Below are 19,451 nucleotides of genomic sequence, written 5' to 3' on the forward strand. Positions count from 1 at the left end.
GTAGTGGCACCGGGGGACGGTGACGGGGAGATGGAGTCAGCTGCCTGGGGAGGCCTTGCCATGTTGAAATTTCGCCGTACGACGTTGGTGCTCGCGCTGTCTGCTCTGCTTGTGGGTCCAAGTGCATCGCAGGCGGCGGCTGCGCCGGTTTTGCTAATGGGTTTGAGAGTCCTCGGTTGACGGTTGAGTTTCATGACTACGTTGCTGGGCAGCAGTTTGATGGGTGGACGGTTACGTCGGGGAGCGTGGATCTGACTACCGACTGGACCGATGCTGAGGGGCGGCAGGCGCTTGATCTCAACGGGTCTAACGACGGCGCGGTTGCGCGGACTCTGCCTGCGCAGTTGCTTACGACGTAGAAGGTCAGCTTTGCTGTGGCGGGGAACTCGGAGGGGCCGCCGACGGTTAAGAGTGGCAAGGTGACGGTCAACGGGCAGGACGTTGACACCTTTACCTTCAGCGTTGCGGGGAAGAACAACAGCAACATGGGCTGGGTTTATCGGAGCTTCTACTTCACTAACTTGCTGTCGTCGAGTGCGGTGCTGCAGTTTGCCGGTACGTCGGGCTCTGCGTGGGGAGCTGTTGTCGACGACGTCAAGGTGGAGAGCTGCCTGCTGATCTTGTGCCCGCCTGGAGCAGCCTCGGTCAACCGGATCCGTTGATTAGTTGATGGAGCGGACCTCGGGGTAGCGCGGGAGGGGCCGGCTTCGGTGCATCAAGAAGGTGTCGAACCAGGCGGCGATGTAGGCGCGCTGGGCTTTGATGCTGCGGTCGGGGTTGATGGTGCCGATGCCGGCGGTCACGGTTTCGGGCGGGATCGGGTACGCCGCCGCTAGCTGCGGAATGGCGAATTGGTAGTCGGCGAAGGAGGGGTGCCGGCTGCCGAGGAGGTTCAGGTCGAGCTTCGGGCCGCGTTGGTGTTGCCAGAAGGCGGCCCATGACGGGTCGTAGTCCGGGCTGTTGGCCGGTACGGCGTGGTGGTGGCCTTCGGAGCCGAAGAGCAGGAAAGGCCGGTCGAGCCCTCGGAGGGCGGACTCGCCTAGGACTTTGCCGTCTAGGTCGTAGACCATTGCGCCGTCGAGGTTGATGCCTACGTCGATGCGGCGGTCGAGGAGCATTGCTTCGGCCGCTGCGAAGCCGCCTGCGGAGAAGCCCAGTACGCCGACCCTGGACAGGTCCATCGTCTTCGCCAGCCCACTGCGCGATCGGGCGAGCTCGTCGAGGACGAAACGTAGGTCGGCGACGCGGGTTTGGATGGCTTGGCGGTAGACCGCGGTCTCGTCGCTGGGTGGGATCGTTGCGCGCTCAATCCGGCCACCTGGGAACTCGACCGGCGCCTCGCCGGTGTGGTCGATGGCTACGACGATGTAGCCGCGGCTGGCCAGGTCTTCGATCTGGTGGGTGCCGAAGGTGCGTGAGGTGCCGAAGCCGGGGGAGTAGAGGATGACCGGGTGGTTGCGACCTCGGACGGCGGCATTCAGCCGTGCGTTTGTTGGGGTTCGGGCGTAGTCGAGCTCGGGGCCTTCGAGGCCGATCAGAGGTAGCCAGTCGGCTGCCAGGACGGGGCCGAAGGCTTTCGACGTGTAGGTGGCGCGCGGTTCGCCGTGGGGTATTGCTGGATAGACGACGCTGATCATGAGTTCGCGCACCCGGCTGGGGGTCCAGGGGTCTTGGCGACCACGGTCTACCAGGTGCAGGGACGTCGTACCGATTGGTGCAGCAACCGTCGGCCGGGGGACGCGCAGTGCTAGCCCAGCCGGCTGCGATGCTTCGGCCATCGGTACGCCGGCCATGCCGAGCATGAGGCTCGTCGCCAGCACCAAGCGGGTCAGCAATCTGACCGTGGTTTCCCGCATCAAGTCCCCCTCAGGTCTTACACCTCAACACGTTCGAGCACGTCACCACAGCTTCCATCCCCCGGTCAAGCTGTCAGGCGTTGGCTTTCTCGGTGAGGTAGTTGGACCAGGTGCGGTTGGCAGTGGTCGCGTTGGTGAGGGTCAGGTTCTGGGCGGTGCGGTAGGCGCGGCCGACTTTGCCCGGTAGGCGGATCGGGAGGTGCGGGCGGCGTTTGCCTTCAAGCTCGAGGTAGGTGTCGACCAGTTCGCGGAGGGTGTAGACGGTCGGGCCGGCTAGGTCCGGTACGGCGCCAGCGGGCTCGCCTAGGGCTAGTTCGGTGATGCGGGCGGCGACGTCGCGTTCGTCGACGGGCTGGAAGCGCAGGCCGCCAGGGGTGGGAACGATCGGGAGACCAGCCATCTTCTGGGCGACCGTGTAGGTGAGGCTGTTGAACTGGGCTGCGCGGAGGATCGTCCAGGGGACGCCTGAGGCGCGGATCGCCTGTTCGGCGCCGAGCTTTTCGCGGAAGTAGCCGATGGGCATCGTGTCGGCGCCGATGACAGAGATATGGACGATGTGCCGTACGGCGGCCGCTGCGGCGGCGTGGGCGAGATTCGTGGCGGCGAGTGCGTCACCCTTGGCGCCGCCGGCCAGGTGGAGGATCGTGTCGATGCCGGTCAGGTCCAGGCCGTCAGCCTTCAGCAGGTCGCCTTGCACGTGCTCGACGCCGTCAGCGTTTACGCCGCCACGACGGCTCAGCACGCGCACGTCGTACCCGGCGGCGGTCAGTCGGGGGACCACAAGCTTGCCGAGGGTTCCGGTGCCGCCGGTTACCAGGATCGTCATTGCTGCTCCTCAGTAGATCGTCTCTTGTCTGGCTGACGGATCGACTGGAGAAGATGTGACCGGATGTGGCCCAGCTCACCCTGATGGGACAGAGTCGAGGTTCCAATACGCGGAACAATCCGTTTCGGGGCGGAGCCTGAGGCTCGGGTCAGGGCGTTCATTCACTGAACATGTAATGGTCTTCGGTGAGGCCTTGATCCTCACCCGGGGGCCGATACCTTGCTGTAGTCCGTCCCCCCTCCGCCCCGAGGTGTGTGAGAAGAATGGTTCGATTCCGTACGACGTATAGCCGCGCGACGCTGGCTGCCGTGACTGCAGGTGGGTTGCTGGCTGCTGGGTTGATCAGTGCCGCGGCGGCCGCTGAAGGTGATGATCCGCCGAGCGTTCAGCAAGCAGCGCCGATCGCAGCTGAGCGGCAGCAGGTTGGCGAGAAGGGGTCCAGCGTCGGCAAGGCGCTGCTCAATGCGACCAGTCCTGGGCAGGTTTGTGCTGAACCGGGCGCGAAGTGGTTGCGGCTGCGGGTTGCGAAGCTGGATCTGCGAGGGACCGATTCACTCGCGGTGGGTTCCACCAGGTTGACGGCGACCAACTGGCAAGGGAAAGCCTTTCATACCAAGGCCTTCGAGGGACGTTGTGTCAGCGTCACGCCGAAGCTGACAGACCCGGCTAGCAGCTATGAGATCGATGCATATCAGTCGGGAACACAGTCGTTGTCTCTGGCAACGGTCACGGTGGCGGGCGCTGGTGACATCTGCGGTTCGGCGTGTAACCAGACTCGTGCCCTGCTTGACAGTATTAATCCTGACGCCGTCTTCACCGCGGGCGATAACGCCTATGAGGCTGGCACGCTGAGCGAGTACAACAACAGCTACCACCCGCAGTGGGGTGCCTATAAGAGCATCACGCACCCGACGCCGGGCAACCACGAGTATGGGACCAGCGGCGCTTCCGGGTACTTCAGCTACTTCGGCGCTGCCGCCGGCCAGTCCGGCAAGGGCTACTACTCATGGGACATCGGCGACTGGCACTTCGTCGCGTTGAACTCCAACATCGACAAGAAGGCCGGCAGTGTGCAGGAGGCCTGGCTGCGGAGCGACCTCGCGGCCAGCACCAAACCCTGTACGGCGGCCTACTGGCACCACTCGCGTTTCGCGGCCGGGAACTACAGCGACGACGCAAGCCTGAAGCCGTTCTTCCAGGCGCTGTACGACTATAAAGCGGACCTCGTGCTGAGCGGCCACGACCACAACTACGTCCGGTTTGCGCAGTCCAAGCCGGACGGTACGAAGGACACCGCCAACGGCATCCGCGAGCTGCTCGTCGGCACTGGCGGACGCGCCCTCTACGGAGCTGGCGGTAGCACCGCGGCGACGATCGAGAAGAGCAACTACAACACGTTTGGTGTCGCGAAGCTGACGCTCAACAGCACCAGCTACACCGCCGACTTCGTCCCGGTCGCGGGCCGTACGTTCACCGATACGGTGACCAGCAGTTGCCACCCGAAGAACGGCAGCGCAACCCCGTCGTACACGGTGAGTGCCAACCCTGCCTCGGTCGCGGTGGCCCGCGGCGCCGGTGGCAGCTCGACGGTCACGGTCGCCAGTTCGGGCGGCTTCAATGCGGCCACGAACCTCACGGTGTCGGGTCTGCCGGCGGGGGTGACCGCGTCGTACAGTCCGTCGTCGGTGACGCCGCCTGCTAACGGCAACGCGTCGTCCACGCTGACTTTCGCGGCCTCGGCCACCGCCACCACCGGCGCGGCTACGGTGACTGTGACCGCGACGTCCGGTACGGCGACCAAGACCACGACGATCGCACTCGACGTCACCACGGGAGGCGGCAGCAGCCTCAGCAACGGCGTTCCGGTGACGGGCCTGTCCGGTGCGAAGGGCGCGATGCTGAGGTACACGCTGGCGGTACCGGCCGGTGCCACCAACCTGAAGTTCGTGACCTCGGGCGGCTCGGGGGACGCGGACCTGTACGTGAAGTTCGGTTCGGCGCCGACGACGTCGAGCTACGACTGCCGGCCGTACGAAAGCGGCAACGCTGAGACCTGCACGATCTCTACTGCGCAGGCCGGCACGTACCACGTGATGCTCAACGGCTATGCGGCGTTCTCGGGCCTGAGCCTCACCGGCAGTTACTCGTAAGCGATGTACCTGTCCACGATGCGTGCCGGCGACACTGCTCGCGCCGGCACTGCTGGTCAACGTCTGCGGCACGGCCGCGTACCGGGCACGGTCGTTGCCTTGGGCATCGTCAGCTTCGTGACCGATGCGTCCGCGGAGATGATCACCGCGGTGCTGCCGATGTACTTGATCTACGGACTCGGCCTGGGCTACCTGCAGTTGGGTGCGCTGGATGGGCTCTACACCGGCGCTACTGCGCTGCTGAGGCTAGCGGGCGGTTACGCCGCCGACAGGTTGAATCGGCCGAAGGCGGTCGCAATCGCCGGGTACGGCGTCTCTGCGCTGACCCGGCTCGGGCTTCCCGTGGCCGGTGGCTCGCTGGCCGGGATCAGTACGTGCGTGGCGATTGACCGGGCAGGTAAGGGCGTTCGGACCGCGCCCCGCGATGCGATGATCACTCTAGCGACTCCAGCAAAGAACCTGGGTCGGGCGTTCGGTGTTCATCGCGCGCTCGATACCGCGGGTGCGCTGCTCGGGCCGCTGATCGCGTTCGGGCTGCTCAGCCTGCTGCCCGGCGACTACAACGCTGTCTTCATGGTGAGCTTCTGCCTCGGCACGATCGGCGTACTCGTCCTGGTGTTCTTCGTCCGCCAGCCGCACCGCGAAGCCGCCCGACGCGCCGCGACCAGCCTGAAAGCGGGCGTGCGCGTCGCGCTGCGGCCGGGTGTCCGCTCGCTGGTCGTCGCGGCGGCGTTGCTCGGTCTGATGACCGTCGGCGACATGTTCCTGTACGTCGCTCTCCAGCGCCAAGCCGACCTTCCGACCGCCGTGCTGCCGTTGCTTCCGCTCGGAACCGCCGGAACCTTCATGCTGGCGGCGATTCCGCTCGGCCGGTTCGCCGATCGATTCGGTCGCTGGCGGATGTTCCTGGCCGCGCATGTTCTTTTGGCCGGTGCCTACTTACTCGTTGCTGGCGGCATCAAAGGGTGGGTTGTCGCAGGCGCTGTGTTGCTGCTGCACGGCTTGTTCTACGCCGCGAGTGACGGCGTGCTGATGGCGAGCGCGGGCCTGATGGTTCCGGCGGAACTGCGCGCCACCGGGCTGGCCGTCGTACAGACTGCGCAGGCTTTGGCGCGAGCCGTCGGGGCAGTGGGTTTCGGGGTCGCGACAGCAGCGGCTGGCGCGCGTCCGGCGTTTGGAGCGTTCGCAGTGTTGCTCGTTGTCGGGGTGCTTCTCATCGCGAGAACGCGAGGACGGTCATGAACCGGGTCGTCACCGGGGTCGCGTTGATCGCACTATTCGTTGCTGGAGGCATCGGTTATGTCGGCTGGCGGGCGAATGCGGCCGACAACCCAACGACATCGCCGCTCGACCTCGGCCGCGCCGGAACACTCCTGTACGTCGATCGCGCGGGCACAGTCCGGCAGGTGTCGCGGGACCGGCCGGACCAGGTGATCGGCGCGGGCCCGACGTGTCACCGCGTGTACGCCGCCGCGGGGACACTCGGTTGCTTGCGGACTACCGGCGTACCGATGTCGGGCGAGCTCGACGTCTACCGCGACGGCGGCCTGACCAAGACCCTGCAGGTCTGGGGAGATCCGAGTCGAGTGCGGGTCTCGCAGGACGGCCGGTTCGTGGGCTGGACGGTGTTTCGGGCTGGCGACAGCTATATGCGGCAAGGTGCGTTCTCGACCACGGCTGGCATGTTCGACGTGAACAGCGGCACGCAGTACGGGTCGTTGGAGGACTTCACCACGTCCGTCAACGGAAAGCCGTACGGCGAACCGGACGTCAACTTCTGGGGCGTGACATTCCTGAACGACGAGGTCTTCTACGCCACCATGGCCAGCAAAGGCAAGACCTGGCTGATGCGCGGCGACTTCGCGAGCCGCCGCTTGACGAGCCAAAAAGAGAACGTCGAGTGCCCGTCGATCTCACCCGACCAGAAGCGGATCGTCTACAAGTTCCGTACTGGCGATCAGTGGCGGCTGCATGTGCTCGACCTGACGACTGGTGCGGATCACCCGCTCGCCGAGTCAGCGCACATCGACGACCAGGCGGCCTGGCTCGACGACAAGACGATTGCCTACAGCAAGAATGATGGCGAAGGGCCGGCGATCTTCACGGTCCCGGCTGACGGAACCGGTACGCCGCAACGGTTACTGGCCGGCTCATCCCCGGCCCCACTGTGAGCCACGGCCACGGTGACACCAGCGCGGTCGACGCTGACGCAGTTGTAGCGCGCAGAGTCCGGATCCTGCTCGCCGCCGTACTAACGCCCCTCCTACTCCTGACCCTAGTCGGCGTCGTCATGCTCTGGCCTAGCCATGAGGTGAAGGTCGATGCGCTGCAGACTGCGAAAGCGCGCGGCGTCGTGCTGTCGATCGCGCCATGCGCGGAGCGGCCGGACGAGTGCGATCGGGCGCGCGTCAAGGTGACGGCCGGCGAGGGTACCGGCAGCGAGGTCGACGCGCGGGTGGTCAAGCATCCGCTGGTCCCGCGCGTCCAAGCAGGCAACAGGATTCTGATGCAGGTGATCCCGGAGGCCGCTGCTGACGAGCGATATAAGTACGTCGACCAGGACCGTGGTCGCCCCTTATTGCTGCTCGTCGGGATCTTCGCCGCCGCGGTGATCGCCCTGTCGCGCTGGCGTGGACTGGCGGCCCTTGGCGCGCTGGCCGTCACCGCCGTGGTGCTGACTCAGTTCGTCATGCCAGCGATCCTGGCGGGCGGCGATCCGTTGCTGGTGGCCGTGGTCGGAGCGTTCGTGATCATGAGCGTCACTTTGCTGCTGACGCACGGGCCGAATGCGCAGACCGCAATCTCCATGGCCGGTACGGCGGGCGCCCTGGTGCTCACGGCCGCTCTCGGCGAACTGTTCGTTCTGGGGAGTCGAATCAGCGGGTTGGACAACAACGGCGCGTCCGAGGTGGCGGCGTACGTTCCTGGCGGGGTGAACCTGCCGTCGCTGGTGGTGGCCGGCCTGGTCATCGGCGCCCTTGGGGTGCTGGACGATGTGACTGTTACCCAGACGGCAGCGGTGTGGGAGCTGTCAGCGGCGAAGCCGAACGCGAGCCGGCGTGAGTTGCTCGCGGCCGGGCTGCGGATCGGGCGCTCGCACGTCGCGTCTGTGGTCAACACGCTGGTGTTGGCCTATGCGGGTGCGGCGCTGCCACTGCTGATGCTGTTCGCCATCACCGGAACGCCTGACTCGTACGTCGTGTCGCTGGAGACCGTTGCCACGCAGATCGTCAACGGGCTGGTCGGCAGCCTCGGGATCATCGCCGCCGTACCGCTCACGACCGCGCTGGCGGCCGCTGCGGTCGCGCACCGCAGCGGATCAGTCCCAAGCCCACGCGACGCGGTAGATGCCGGGTAGCGGGTTCACCTCGACCAGTTGAGCGGTGTGTGAGGCGCCGAGCCACAGGTCGGTCTCCTTCGGTTCGCTGTCGGCGACCGATAGGCGGTGGGTGCGGTAGACCCGCACCGGTAGGCAGGACGGGTCGAAGCGGACCTGGATCGAGAAGTCCAGCAGGCCGGGCGCGGCCCGGTGCGACTGATAGGCGTCGATCTCGGCCGTCGCCGATCGCAGCGTGTAGCGCAGCACGGTCAGCTCGCCTGCCCGCAGCGGTCGCTCTAGCAACAGCTCGTAGGTGCAGAACCCGGTGGCTTCGTCGTCACGCCGACGACCCACCCGGCAGCCGACAGTGTCCTCGATGCGCAGTGGCTCGACCATCCCGGCGTCGGTGCGGAAGGCAGCGACGTACCGATCGACGTTGTCTTGTACGGCGCGAACGACGACCAGGTAGCTGGATTCGAGCAGCTTGTGGTCCTTGCTGACGGTGCTGGTGATGTGCACGCCGACCTTGGTGAGCCGATGCAGTGCGTCGAGGCTCGTGCCCATGCGCTGTAGGGCGCGGGACAGCCCATCAGGGCGGGCCCACGCCTCGTCGAGCCGCAACGAGTTGGGGTGTTGGGCCAGCCAGCGCCCACGCGGCCGCGCCGGGCCCAGCAGCGACGACAACGCCTCCGGGTCGAGTCCGAGAACCTCCTCGACAACCGACAGCGCTCGCAACGACTCAGGTCGTTCCGGCCTGGTGCGGCCGTGCTGCCAATAGCTGAGCGCGGTCTTGCTCACCCGCGCGCCCCGCTCTTCGAGCTTGTGCTGCAAGCGGTCAAGACTCAGGCCGCTGCCTCGAATCGCCAGCTTCAGCGCAAGGCTGAACGGACCGCTGGCAAGTACTTCGTCCAACTGCACGCGGTCACTGTCGAGTCCGTCGACGCCCACGAGCTCACCGTAGCGGCTCGTACGGCGACCTATCCGAGGTCGCCGGGGTGTCGAAGGCGCCTGCGCCGCTGGCCGTCTTTTGCGTGTGGACCCATCCGCCGGTCCTGCGGCTGCGAACGCCGTACGGCAGTGAGTGTGATTCAGATCACATCAGATGCGATCGGGTCGCATCTGCCCCAGACAGGGGTGTGCCGAAGGAGAGGAACAGGTATGAGTGACGCAACACGTCGCGGTTTCCTGGTGTTCGCGGGCGCGGGAACTGTCGCCGCAGCCGGGGCCATCGCCGCGCCGAAGATCTTCGACGAGCAGCCCGCCGCTGCCGCGAGTCAGCTCGAGGTCGCGGACCTGACGAACGCGGAGTCGTTCGTCGTCCACGTCAAGGACGTGCAGAAGGGCGAGATGGCGATCATGGTCGGCGAGCGCGAAGTGCTGATCACCGATCGCGATCTCGCGTCCCGGCTCGCCGGAGTGAGGACCGCCTGATGTCATCGCATCGTGAAGCACCGGAGATCTCGAAGGACCCGGTCGCCGACAACACCGACGTGTACGCATTCGTCAGCCCGGACAAGCCGGACACGGTGACGCTGATCGCCAACTTCATCCCGTTCCAAAACCCGTTCGGCGGGCCGAACTTCTACGAGTTCGGCGACGACGTGCTCTACCAGATCCACATCTCCAACGGTGGTGACGGCAAGGCGGATATCAGCTACCAGTTCCGCTTCCACGCCGAGATCCGGAACAAGAAGACGTTCCTGTACAACACCGGTCCGATCACGTCGATCAAGGACAAGACGTGGAACCGGCCGCAGTACTACTCGGTGACCCGGGTCGAGAACGGCCGCTCCCGCATCCTGGCGCGCGACCTGGCCGCACCGCCGGTCAACGTCGGCCCGCGCAGTACGCCGAACTATGCCAAGCTGGCGGGTGAGGCGATCCACACGTTCGGTACGAACCGCAAGGTGTTCGCCGGGCAGCGGGCGGACGGGTTCTTCGCCGATCTCGGGTCGATCTTCGACCTCGGAACGCTGCGTCCGTTCCAGGCGGCGCACCTGATCCCGTCGGCCGCGGCGATGGGCGTCAACGGGCTGCAGGGCTCGAACGTGCACACGATCGCGTTGCAGGTCCCGATCTCGGACTTGACCCGGGACGGCAAGAAGCACACTGACGTGATGGACCCGAAGTCGGTGATCGGGGTCTATGCGACCGCTAGCCGGCAGCAGTCGAAGATCTTCGATGACCTGTTGGGGATTTCGCATTGGCACGGCCCGCACAAGCAGGTCTCCCGGCTGGGAAACCCCTTGTTCAACGAGGTCATCGTGCCGATGGCGGAGAAGGACAAGTGGAACAGCCGGCCGCCGCACGAGGACAAGAAGTACGCCCAGTACGTCACCAAGCCCGAGCTGGCGGGATTGCTTCCGGCGCTTTACCCGGGGGTGTTTCCGAATCTGGCGGCGTACAAGAAGCCGCGTGCCGACCTCGCCGCGATCCTGCTGACCGGGATCCCGAAGGGCGTCGTACCGGGGTTCCAGAACTACACCGGGCCGGTGCAGGCGGACATGCTGCGGCTCAATGTCGCCGTACCGCCTGCGAAGACGCCGAATCCGCTGGGGCTGGTGGCCGGGGATGCGGCTGGGTTCCCGAACGGGCGCCGGGTGTTCGACGATGTCGTGACGGTTGAGATTCGGGCGGTTGCCGGCTTGACGATTCCGTTGGTTGACCCGTCGTTCACGCCGGATGGGGCTGCTGCGGCGGTCGCGGACGGTACGTCGAACACGAACTCGACCTACCTGAAGGTGTTCCCGTACCTCGGTACGCCGGGTGGCGGGTATCAGTCGAAGCCGGGCGTTCCGGCGGCGTCATGACAGCGCCGCTGACGAACGCGGAGGAGAATCCGCATGCGGGTAAGGGCTCGTCGGTCCTGCTCGACATCGGTGACGGTGTCGGCGCGATCGTGGTCACGCTGCCGGCCGAGCTGGAAGATGCCGAGATCGAGCGTCGCCCGGCCGGTTGGGCGAGCCCGGAGGTCGTCGCACACGGCCATGGTCACGGGCACGGGCACGGGCCGGGGGAGCACAGTCATCGGTATCCGCATGTGGCCGTAGTTCCCAGGCCGTCGCCGGAGGGGGAGACCGTCTACTCCGCTGTGTTCTTCGATGTCCCCGAAGGCAGCTATGAGCTGTACGTGATGCCCGATGGGCCGGTGCAGTTGACGGTCAACGTGGTCAGCGGCGAGGTCACCGAGGCTGACTGGCCGCAGTAAGACGTGGAGCCGTCGGGAGTGGACACAGGGGCCACGCCCGGCGGCTGCCCGCGACCCTCACAGCAGCGATAATGAGTCGTCTGTTATCGAAACCTGGGGGGTCGATGATGCGTACGCGCATGCTTGCGATTGTTCTGTCGGTGGGTCTGCTGGCCGCTGGCGTCTGGTTCTTCGGCATCCGGCACGGTGACGGTCCGCTGGGAGAAAGCGGTCTTGGCAACCAGCTCTGCTTCCCCGTGGGTGAGTCGGAGTCAGCGACCATCGGCACCATGGACACGCTGCGCAACAGCTCCTCGAGCATCGTCAAGATCACCGATGTCTCACTGATCGGCGCCCGCGGTGTCGAGAACGCCGGTGCCTTCCTCGTGCAGGGTGCCGCCACCAGCAAATCCGGATGGGCGTTCGGCAATGGGCCCTTCGACGGCGAGGCCAACCGCCCCCGGTTGGCGGTCGACGCCGAGCTCCCCGCGAAGTCGGACGACGACATCGGGCTGATCGTCCACCTCACCCGGCCCGACGTCCTCGCCGAAGGCTATGTGGAAGGTATCCGGATCGAGTACACAACAGGCGATCGCCGCTACTTCCTCGAAACCGGCCCAGAACAAATCCTCCGCCCCGGCAAGTGTTTCTAGGCTCTTTTCAGATTCGGTTGCCGGGGGCGACGAGCGGGGCGACACTTTTTGGATGACTGCGGCTGAACCGACGACTGACGGTACGTACCGGGACCGGGTTTTTGCGGTGGAGCCTGGCGGGAACGAGGCGATCGCCGAGGAGGATCGGCACGGTCGGCCGAGCCAGTTGTTCTGGACGTGGATGTCGCCGAATCTCGAGTTCGCGACGATCTTCGTCGGCGTACTGGCGGTGGCTGTTATGGGATGAGCTTCTGGCAGGCGGTTGCGGGCGTTGTGGTTGGCACGGGGTTGGGCGCGGTGGCGCACTACTTTCTGTCAGCGCGGGGGCCGCGGCTGGGGGTTCCGCAGATGGTGTCGGGGCGGTTGGCGTTCGGGTTCAAGGGGAACGCGCTGCCTGCGGTGCTGATGTCGATCACTGCGGGCGTCGGGTGGTTTGCAACGAACAGTGTGAGTGGCGCATATGCGCTGGCGGCGTTGTTCGGTATTGGACCGCTGGTCGGGCTGATCATCATCGTGCTGGTGCAGACGGCGTTGGCGTTCTGCGGGCACAACCTGGTGCAGGCGTTCGAGCGGTACGCGTTTCCGGTGCTGGCGGTGATCTTTGCGGTTGCCTCGATCGCGATTCTGATGAAGGCGCACACCGGTGCGGCTGCGCTGGAACCCGTTGTAGGCAAGGGTTCCTTCGGCGGGTTCCTGCTCACGGTCGGTACGGCGTTCGGGTACGCGGCGGGCTGGACGCCGTACGCCTCGGACTACACGCGCTACCTGCCCTCGAAGGTGTCGGCGGTGCGCACCGGGTTGTTCGCGTCGGCAGGTTTGTTCGTGTCGTGCGTGGTGCTGCAGATTGTTGGCGCCGCGTCGGTGACCATCGGCCCGGCCCTGTCCGACAACCCGACGCAAGCGTTCACCGGTGAGCTGAGTTCGCCGGTCGCCAAGGCCACCCTGCTGGCGATCGCGATCGGAGCGATCGCCGCGAACTCGATCAACGTGTACTCGGGCGCGATGGCGTTCGTGACGATCGGGGTGAAGCTGCCCGCGCACATCGCGCGCGCTTTGGTCACGGTGTTCTTCGGAGTCGCCGGATTCCTCGTCGCGTGGTGGGCGCTGCCCGACGCCGCGACAAGCTACGAGGCCTTCCTGCTGATCATCGCCTACTGGGTCGGCCCGTGGCTCGGTGTCGTGCTCGCCGACCAGTACCTGCGGCGAACGCAAACAATCACCCACCTCCTGTACGACGCCTCCTACGCGAACTGGGGCGGTCTGCTCTCGTTCCTCGTCGGGCTCATCGGGTCGGTGGTGTTGTTCTCCAACCAGGAGAAGTTCACCGGCCTCGTCACCAAGGCGGTTCCCGGGCTCGGGGACATCACGTTCTTCGTCGGATTCCTGCTTGCCGGGGGCGGATACTTGTTGTTGTGCCGAGCCAGAATCGCCAACGAATCATGACGCCTCAGGAGATGCTCGACGTTGCTGTCGCTGAGGCGCGTCAGGGCTTGGCGGAAGGCGGGATTCCCATCGGAGCCGCGCTGTTCAGCTCGGACGGCGTCCTGCTCGGCAGCGGTCACAACCGTCGGGTCCAGAACGACGACCCCTCAGTGCACGGCGAGACCGACGCCTTCCGCAACGCCGGCCGCCAGCGCGACTACCGGTCCACGATCATGGTGACAACGCTCGCGCCGTGCTGGTACTGCAGCGGTCTGATCCGCCAGTTCGGAATCGGCGCCGTGATCATCGGCGAGAACCGTACGTTCGACGGCGGTCAGCACTGGCTGGCCGAGCACGGCGTACAGGTGACGCTGCTCGATGATCCGCGCTGTGTGACGATGATGACCGACTTCATTGCTGCGAACCCAGTCTTGTGGAACGAAGATATCGGGGTATCTGAATGAGCGCGATTGCCACTATTGACATCTCTCGCTGGTACGCCGGGGGTGCCGAAGCTGACGCGGTTGCGGCTGAGGTCGACGCGGGCCTGCAGCAGGCCGGCTTCATCGTCATCACCGGTCATGGCGTCGACACCGGATTGGCTGCGCGGGTGCGGGCAGCGAGCCGCGAGTTCTTCGCACTGCTGCCCGAGGTCAAGGCGCGCTACTCAGTGCAGGTCGGTGGGCACGGCTGGCTCGGCCCGGGTGCGGAGGCCAACGCGTATTCCGAGGGCACCGAGTCCCCGCCGGACCTCAAGGAGAGCTACAGCCTCGGCGCCGAGACCCCGACCGGCGATGCCGAGGTGGACCGCGTGTGGTTCGCGCCGAACGTCTGGCCGGCCGAAGTTCCCTCCCTGCAAGGGCTTGTCGACGAGTACACCGCGGTCATGCGGAGGCTCTCCGATGACCTGCTGGCGTTGTTCGCGCATGCTCTGGGCCTGCCTGGCAACCCGTTCGCCGTACAGGCTGATCGGCCTACGTGGACGATGAACATCAACCACTACCCGCCGGTGAGCGTGGTGGGTGAGCCGGAGCCGGGGCAGTTCCGGATCGGCCCGCATACGGACTTTGGTACGGTGACTGTGCTGGATCGCGAGCCTGGTGCGGGCGGTCTGCAGGTGTACTCCGAGGCCGGGGGCTGGGAGGACGCTCCGTGGGAGCCGGGTGCGCTGACCGTCAATATCGGTGACCTGCTTGAGCACTGGACCGGACGCCGCTGGCCGTCGGGCCGGCACCGCGTGCTGCCGCCGCAACCGCATGCGCCTGAAGAAGATCTGGTGTCGCTGATCTACTTCTACGAGGCCAACCACGACGCAGTCGTCACTCCGCTGGAACCGCCGGTCGGCAAGGTGTCCGGCCTGCAGCCGGTCACCTCAGCGGCGTTCATCAAGGAGCGCCTCGACGCGATCACCGTCGGCTGAAGCGAGCGCGTCGCTCCCAGCAGATCATGCTGGGAGCGACGCGTTTGATCAGCCGGCTGTGAGCATGAGGTCGCGGAGGCGTTCGACGTACAAGCGCATGCTCTTGAGGGCGATGTCGGTGTCGGGGTAGCGGCAGGCGAACTGCAGGCCTTCGTGGACCCGGCTGATCCACACGCACACCTGGTCGCCGTACGAAACGCGGATGAGGCCGTAGGCCTTCAGCTCCTGCCACCGCTCCGATCCCTCGACGCTCCGGCCGTCGGCGAACGAGACGATCGAGTACAGGTCGGGAGAGGTGGGGCGGAAGTCGGTGCCCAGCAACTGGAGCACGCGGGCGACGGGCACGCGTGACATCGGCCGGTTCCGGCGAAGTTCTGCGCGGACCGTGTTGAGTGCGCCGTCGAAATCTGTTGCCGCGGAGACGGCGATTTCGAGCGGCGCGCCGCCGACGTACCAACCGACCGACTCGGACAGTTCCGACTTGACCCTCGTGTGGAACGGGGCGACGGTGCGATAGACCTCTTGCCCGGTGAGTTCGCGAACGATGAGGGCAGTGGCTGCGAGCACACCGACCAGACTTCCGCCGTACGGGCGGCAACGGTTCTCGAACGCGGCCGCATCAGCGTCGGTCAGCAGCATTTCCTGCAGGAACTTCTGGGTCGGCAGCGGGCCCTCGGGATCGAGGCCGAGGTCGAGCGGGAAGTTCGGGAGTCTGCCGTCGCAGTTCGCGACGAACTCGCGCCAGCGGTCGACGATCGGGTCGGTCACCTCGACCTGATCGGCCTTCGTGCGTTCGATGGCGCTGAAGTCGACGTAACTGGCGACCGGCAGGGTGTCCTCGGTGCGGCCTTCGAGACCGGCCGCATAGAGCTCGTGGATCTCGGTGGGAATCCGATAGATCGAGTAGGCGTCGACGTTGCTGTGGTCGAAGGCCATGTAGACGCTGGTGCTGTCGTCCCGGACGACGGCCGTGTAGATGAAGTTCGGCCAGCTCAGCGCGTCCGCCGCGACGTCGAACCGGTCTTGCAAGTACTGCGTCAGGACTTCGGCGTCGGGGAAGTTGCCGATCTCCCCCCGGTGCAGCACCAGGGCCTCGGCCTCGAGCGTGAATCGCCGCATCTCACCGTCGACGGAGCGGAAGCCACTGCGCATCGTCTCGTGCCGCAGCGTCCACAGGCGCAGGGCTTCCTGCAGTACGTCGAGGTCGATCGGTCCCGGGATGTCGAACGCTGTGCCCAGCCAAGTCGGCACGAACAGGCCGTCGTCGCGCACCGAGCGCGCCGTCTTTACGTGGGACTCCTGGACGTAGCTCGGTGGGCGCGAGTCCTCCGGCAGTCCGGTCGCGGCCTCGATGGTGGACGGATGAACAGTCCACTCCACGAGGTGCCCGGGGCGGATCTCGCATCGTTGGATATCGGTCATGCGCATGGGTGTACTCCGGTTCGCAGGGGGGTCGAAACGCGAGCATGGCAAGGGGAAACAGCCGCCGGCTACCAGGGTTTGTGGGGGGCACATCGAGTGCCGGCGGATGTCGACAACTGTCGAGGGCCACGCAGACCGAGGTCAAGCGAAAAGGGAAATATCTACGGTGATCTCACAGACTGCTGATTGCCCAGGGCACCCAAGTGCTGTCGATGCGGCAGGCAACGATTATTTCAGCGGTGTTTCCGCAAGGAGCGCCTCGACGCGATCTCGGTCGGGGAAGGCGAACTCGCCGAGTTTGCCGGTGGTGAGGCTGAGCCGGATGAGCGTTTCGACGGTGACGGTTGCTGCGGTGACGCCGTCGATGACGCTGACGCCGAGCTCGGTGGACAGTTCGTGGCAGAGGTCCGCCATACCGGCGCAGCCCAGAACGATCGCGTCGGAGCCGTCGTTGGCAAGCGCTTCCTTGCAGGCTTGCAAGATAGAGGTCCGGGCCTGTGGGGTTTCGAGACCGAGCACGGGGATCTCGCAGGCGTGGATGCCCAGGCAGCTGGCGGCGACGCCGTACTGGTGTGTCAGGTCGCGGGCCTGTCCGACGGTGCGGGAGAGGGTGGTGACGACGCTGAAGCCGCGGCCGAGGTACGACGCCGTCCGCATGGCTGCCTCCGCGATGCCGACGACCGGGCCGCGGGCCAGTTCGCGCGCAGCCTGCAGGCCGGGATCGCCGAAGCACGCGATGACATAGCCGTCGTACCCGGCTGTCTCGCCGGTGGCGATCTCCTCAAGCACACCCGGTACGGCGAGCGCCGCGTCGGCGTGGCTCTCGATTGCCGCGGGTCCACGGCTGGGGCTGGTTGCGTGGACGGTGACACCCGGACCGGCCACGGCGCGGGCGCAAGCGCCGATCTTGGCGGTCATCGATGCGGTGGTGTTGGGGTTGATGACCTTCAACATCATGCGGGCGCGGCCACCACAGCCGGTACGGCGGCCTGGCCCGAGCCGGCCACGTTGGCTCGTTTGGCGAGTACCGAGTAGGCGGCGAACCCGACGCCGCAGCCGATGAACCAGCTGTAGTCGGCGACCCACAACGCTGCATCGAGCCAGCGCGGGACCAGCACTGAGGCGATCGAGACCAGGCCGGCGATGATCACCGACTTCACGGCGCTGGGGTTGTAGCCCTTGGAGTAGTGGTATTCGCCGTCCTCATCCATCGTGAACATGTCGTCGACGACGAGTTTCTGCTTGCGGATCAGGTAGAAGTCGGCGATCAGGATGCCGAACAGCGGACCGATCAGCGCACCGAGAATGCCCAGCGTGTAGTGGATCGCGGTGTCGTTGTTGTACCAGTTCCACGGTGTCAGGACGACCGATCCGACCGCCGCGATCATGCCGCCGGCGCGCCAGCTGATGCGTTGCGGGCTCACGTTGGAGAAGTCGAAGGCCGGCGAGATGAAGTTGGCGACGATGTTGATCCCGACCGTGGCCGTGACGAAGGTGGCGGCGCCGAGCAGGATGGCGAAGGTGCTGTCGATTCGCTCGACGGTCTTGATCGGATCCGTGATCAGCTCGCCGAAGACCGGGACGGTGGCGGCGGCCGTGATCACGGTCAGCAGGGAGAAGAAGATGAAGTTGAGCGGCAGCCCCCAGAAGTTGCCCTTCTTCACGGCGGCGAAGCTCTTGCCGTAGCGGGAGAAGTCGCCGAAGTTCAGCATCGGTCCGGAGAAGTACGACACCACCAGCGCGATCGCGCTGAGCATCGTGCCGACCGTGGCCCAGCCGGAGAGCTTGTGGTCCGACAGGTTGAGGTCGATGTGGAAATCAGCCTTGATCAGCAGGTAGATGCAGAGCAGCAGCATCGTGATGTAGACAGCGGGACCGGCGAAGTCGATGAACTTGCGGATGGTCTCCATACCGCGCCAGAACAACGCTGCCTGGGCGACCCAGAGGATGACGAAACCGACGTAGCCGAGCGTGGAGAGGCCGAGGAATCCGTGCTGGTTGACGTCCGCCCAGGGCGCCAGGCCCGGCCAGAGTTTCAGGAACACGATATTGAGCGCAGCGGCGGCCAGGAAGGTTTGGACGCCGTACCAGGCGACTGCGATCAGGCCACGGATGATCGCAGCGATGTTGGCGCCCCGAACACCGAAGGAGACCCGGCTGATCACGGGATACGGCACGCCCGCGAGCTGGCTCGGTTTGGCCACGAGGTTGCAGAAGAACTGCACGATGCAGATGCCGACCACCAGGCAGATGAACACCTGCCAGCTCGTCAGACCGAGCGCGAACAGACTGCCTGCGGTCAGATAGCCGCCTACGCTGTGCACGTCGGACATCCAGAACGCGAAGATGTTGTAGGAGCCCCACGTCTGCTTCTTGAGGGGCGCGAGATCCTCGTTCGTGAGTCTGGGGTCGTAGTCGGTCATGCTCAGCGACGCTAAGAAGGGCTCGTTTCGGCGGCCGGCGCCGCTGGTAAACGTGGGGTTTCGGCTCAAATATATGAGAAGCGGTCGGGGTCGTCCGCGAATCGGCTGATCGCGGTTCGGAGGCGGGCGTAGTGGCGGTCCGACTCGGCGACCAGGGCGTCGGCGTCGCGGTTGGTGAACGCGATCAGCATGCGCTCGTGGTCGGCGTGCAGCGCGGCGCGATCGTCGTCGGGCACGCGCGACATCGGCCGGGCCGGTTCGGTGATGTTCCAGACGGATTCGTACATCTTGACCAGGCGCTGCATGCCCGACGGCACGATCAGGGCGAGGTGGAAGGCGCGGGCAGCGGTGTCGTATGCCCGCTCGTCGCCGCGTTCGACGGCCTCGCCGAGCTGGGCATGGGCAGCCCGGACCTGCTCCTCGTGCCCCGGCTCAGCCAGTACGGCGGCTGCGCGCAAAGCGGCCGATTCGAGCGCCTGGCGGACGTCGTACAGTTCCTTGAACTCGCTGAAGGTCAGTTTCGCGACGCTGTAACCAACGTGCGGCCGATGCTCGACCAGCCCTTCGGCCAGCAGGGTCTTGAGCGCTTCGCGGACCGGGATCGGACTGACCCCGAAGAACGCCGCGACCTCGTCGATAGGGATCGGCGTACCCGGCTGCTGATCGCCGATCAGAATCGAGCGCCGCAGATCGCCCTCCAGTGAGGTGGTCTCACCGACACCGCCCGTGCGCAACAGCCGCGAAGCAAAGCCTGACCGACGGCGCATCTCCCG

The 19,451-nt window shown here is 65.9% G+C and carries 20 protein-coding genes; 13 read left to right on the forward strand and 7 right to left on the reverse strand.

Annotated features, from left to right (window positions below; all coding sequences use genetic code 11):
• Positions 1-419 precede the first annotated feature (419 nt).
• Entirely contained in the window at positions 420-662 is a 243-nt protein-coding gene (locus E1263_RS11515; protein ID WP_132167235.1) for a carbohydrate binding domain-containing protein, read from the forward strand.
• On the opposite strand, the gene E1263_RS11520 is transcribed toward E1263_RS11515, so the two are convergent.
• Together E1263_RS11520 and E1263_RS11525 are read right to left on the reverse strand one after the other, a co-directional pair.
• Positions 663-1,856 carry an alpha/beta hydrolase family protein gene (locus tag E1263_RS11520; protein ID WP_202868835.1) on the reverse strand — a complete coding sequence of 398 codons (1,194 nt, stop codon included), beginning with the start codon at positions 1,854-1,856 and terminating at the stop codon, positions 663-665.
• Between the two features lie 73 nt (positions 1,857-1,929).
• The gene (locus tag E1263_RS11525; RefSeq protein WP_132167236.1) at positions 1,930-2,682 is read right to left on the reverse strand and encodes an SDR family oxidoreductase; all 753 of its coding nucleotides are present in this window, start codon (positions 2,680-2,682) and stop codon (positions 1,930-1,932) included.
• A 263-nt stretch (positions 2,683-2,945) separates the two neighbouring features.
• Between E1263_RS11525 and E1263_RS44045 the strand changes: the two genes are divergently transcribed.
• The 4 genes from E1263_RS44045 to E1263_RS11550 are packed head-to-tail and all read left to right on the forward strand — an operon-like array spanning position 2,946 to position 8,190.
• A complete protein-coding gene (locus E1263_RS44045) occupies positions 2,946-4,832 on the forward strand; it encodes a pre-peptidase C-terminal domain-containing protein (RefSeq protein ID WP_272949658.1) in 1,887 nt (628 codons plus the stop codon).
• A 3-nt stretch (positions 4,833-4,835) separates the two neighbouring features.
• Entirely contained in the window at positions 4,836-6,074 is a 1,239-nt protein-coding gene (locus tag E1263_RS11540) for an MFS transporter (RefSeq protein ID WP_132167237.1), read from the forward strand.
• The gene (locus E1263_RS11545; RefSeq protein WP_132167238.1) at positions 6,071-7,003 is read left to right on the forward strand and encodes a TolB family protein; all 933 of its coding nucleotides are present in this window, start codon (positions 6,071-6,073) and stop codon (positions 7,001-7,003) included. Before E1263_RS11540 ends, E1263_RS11545 begins: the two co-directional genes overlap by 4 nt.
• Positions 7,000-8,190, forward strand: a complete 1,191-nt coding sequence (locus E1263_RS11550) for a YibE/F family protein (protein WP_238161189.1) — start codon at positions 7,000-7,002, stop codon at positions 8,188-8,190. The genes E1263_RS11545 and E1263_RS11550 overlap by 4 nt, the downstream gene beginning before the upstream one ends.
• Here E1263_RS11550 and E1263_RS11555 read toward each other — a convergent pair.
• On the reverse strand, positions 8,152-9,099 hold the full coding sequence (locus tag E1263_RS11555) for a hypothetical protein (RefSeq protein ID WP_132167240.1): 948 nt from the start codon (positions 9,097-9,099) through the stop codon (positions 8,152-8,154). The two genes, E1263_RS11550 and E1263_RS11555, sit on opposite strands and share 39 nt — an antisense overlap.
• 210 nt (positions 9,100-9,309) lie before the next feature.
• Between E1263_RS11555 and E1263_RS11560 the strand changes: the two genes are divergently transcribed.
• The 8 genes from E1263_RS11560 to E1263_RS11590 all read left to right on the forward strand — a co-directional run bounded on the left by E1263_RS11560 (position 9,310) and on the right by E1263_RS11590 (position 14,833).
• Positions 9,310-9,582, forward strand: a complete 273-nt coding sequence (locus tag E1263_RS11560) for a twin-arginine translocation signal domain-containing protein (RefSeq protein ID WP_132167241.1) — start codon at positions 9,310-9,312, stop codon at positions 9,580-9,582.
• Positions 9,582-10,961, forward strand: coding sequence for a DUF4331 domain-containing protein (locus E1263_RS11565; protein ID WP_132167242.1), 1,380 nt, complete (start codon positions 9,582-9,584; stop codon positions 10,959-10,961). Before E1263_RS11560 ends, E1263_RS11565 begins: the two co-directional genes overlap by 1 nt.
• Positions 10,958-11,359 carry a hypothetical protein gene (locus tag E1263_RS11570; protein WP_132167243.1) on the forward strand — a complete coding sequence of 134 codons (402 nt, stop codon included), beginning with the start codon at positions 10,958-10,960 and terminating at the stop codon, positions 11,357-11,359. Before E1263_RS11565 ends, E1263_RS11570 begins: the two co-directional genes overlap by 4 nt.
• Positions 11,360-11,478: 119 nt before the next feature.
• On the forward strand, positions 11,479-11,991 hold the full coding sequence (locus tag E1263_RS11575) for a hypothetical protein (protein WP_132167244.1): 513 nt from the start codon (positions 11,479-11,481) through the stop codon (positions 11,989-11,991).
• Positions 11,992-12,043: 52 nt separating this feature from the next.
• Positions 12,044-12,238 (forward strand): hypothetical protein, encoded by a 195-nt coding sequence (locus E1263_RS43220; protein ID WP_202868836.1) that lies wholly within the window; start codon positions 12,044-12,046, stop codon positions 12,236-12,238.
• Complete coding sequence (locus E1263_RS11580; protein WP_202868837.1) at positions 12,235-13,434, forward strand: purine-cytosine permease family protein; 1,200 nt, start codon at positions 12,235-12,237, stop codon at positions 13,432-13,434. Before E1263_RS43220 ends, E1263_RS11580 begins: the two co-directional genes overlap by 4 nt.
• Entirely contained in the window at positions 13,431-13,877 is a 447-nt protein-coding gene (locus E1263_RS11585) for a nucleoside deaminase (protein ID WP_132167245.1), read from the forward strand. The genes E1263_RS11580 and E1263_RS11585 overlap by 4 nt, the downstream gene beginning before the upstream one ends.
• On the forward strand, positions 13,874-14,833 hold the full coding sequence (locus E1263_RS11590) for an isopenicillin N synthase family dioxygenase (protein ID WP_132167246.1): 960 nt from the start codon (positions 13,874-13,876) through the stop codon (positions 14,831-14,833). Before E1263_RS11585 ends, E1263_RS11590 begins: the two co-directional genes overlap by 4 nt.
• Positions 14,834-14,881: 48 nt before the next feature.
• Here E1263_RS11590 and E1263_RS11595 read toward each other — a convergent pair whose 3' ends face one another.
• From E1263_RS11595 to E1263_RS11610, 4 genes are all read right to left on the reverse strand, one after another.
• Positions 14,882-16,255, reverse strand: coding sequence for a condensation domain-containing protein (locus tag E1263_RS11595; RefSeq protein ID WP_132167247.1), 1,374 nt, complete (start codon positions 16,253-16,255; stop codon positions 14,882-14,884).
• 228 nt (positions 16,256-16,483) lie between these two features.
• Complete coding sequence (locus tag E1263_RS11600; protein WP_132167248.1) at positions 16,484-17,212, reverse strand: aspartate/glutamate racemase family protein; 729 nt, start codon at positions 17,210-17,212, stop codon at positions 16,484-16,486.
• Positions 17,209-18,678 (reverse strand): NCS1 family nucleobase:cation symporter-1, encoded by a 1,470-nt coding sequence (locus tag E1263_RS11605; RefSeq protein WP_132167249.1) that lies wholly within the window; start codon positions 18,676-18,678, stop codon positions 17,209-17,211. Before E1263_RS11605 ends, E1263_RS11600 begins: the two co-directional genes overlap by 4 nt.
• A gap of 65 nt (positions 18,679-18,743) precedes the next feature.
• Positions 18,744-19,445: a GntR family transcriptional regulator gene (locus E1263_RS11610; RefSeq protein WP_132167250.1), complete on the reverse strand. Its 702-nt coding sequence runs from the start codon at positions 19,443-19,445 to the stop codon at positions 18,744-18,746.
• Positions 19,446-19,451 lie beyond the last annotated feature (6 nt).

The sequence above is a fragment of the Kribbella antibiotica genome (assembly GCF_004349055.1).
In the GTDB taxonomy this organism is placed as follows: Bacteria; Actinomycetota; Actinomycetes; order Propionibacteriales; family Kribbellaceae; genus Kribbella; species Kribbella antibiotica.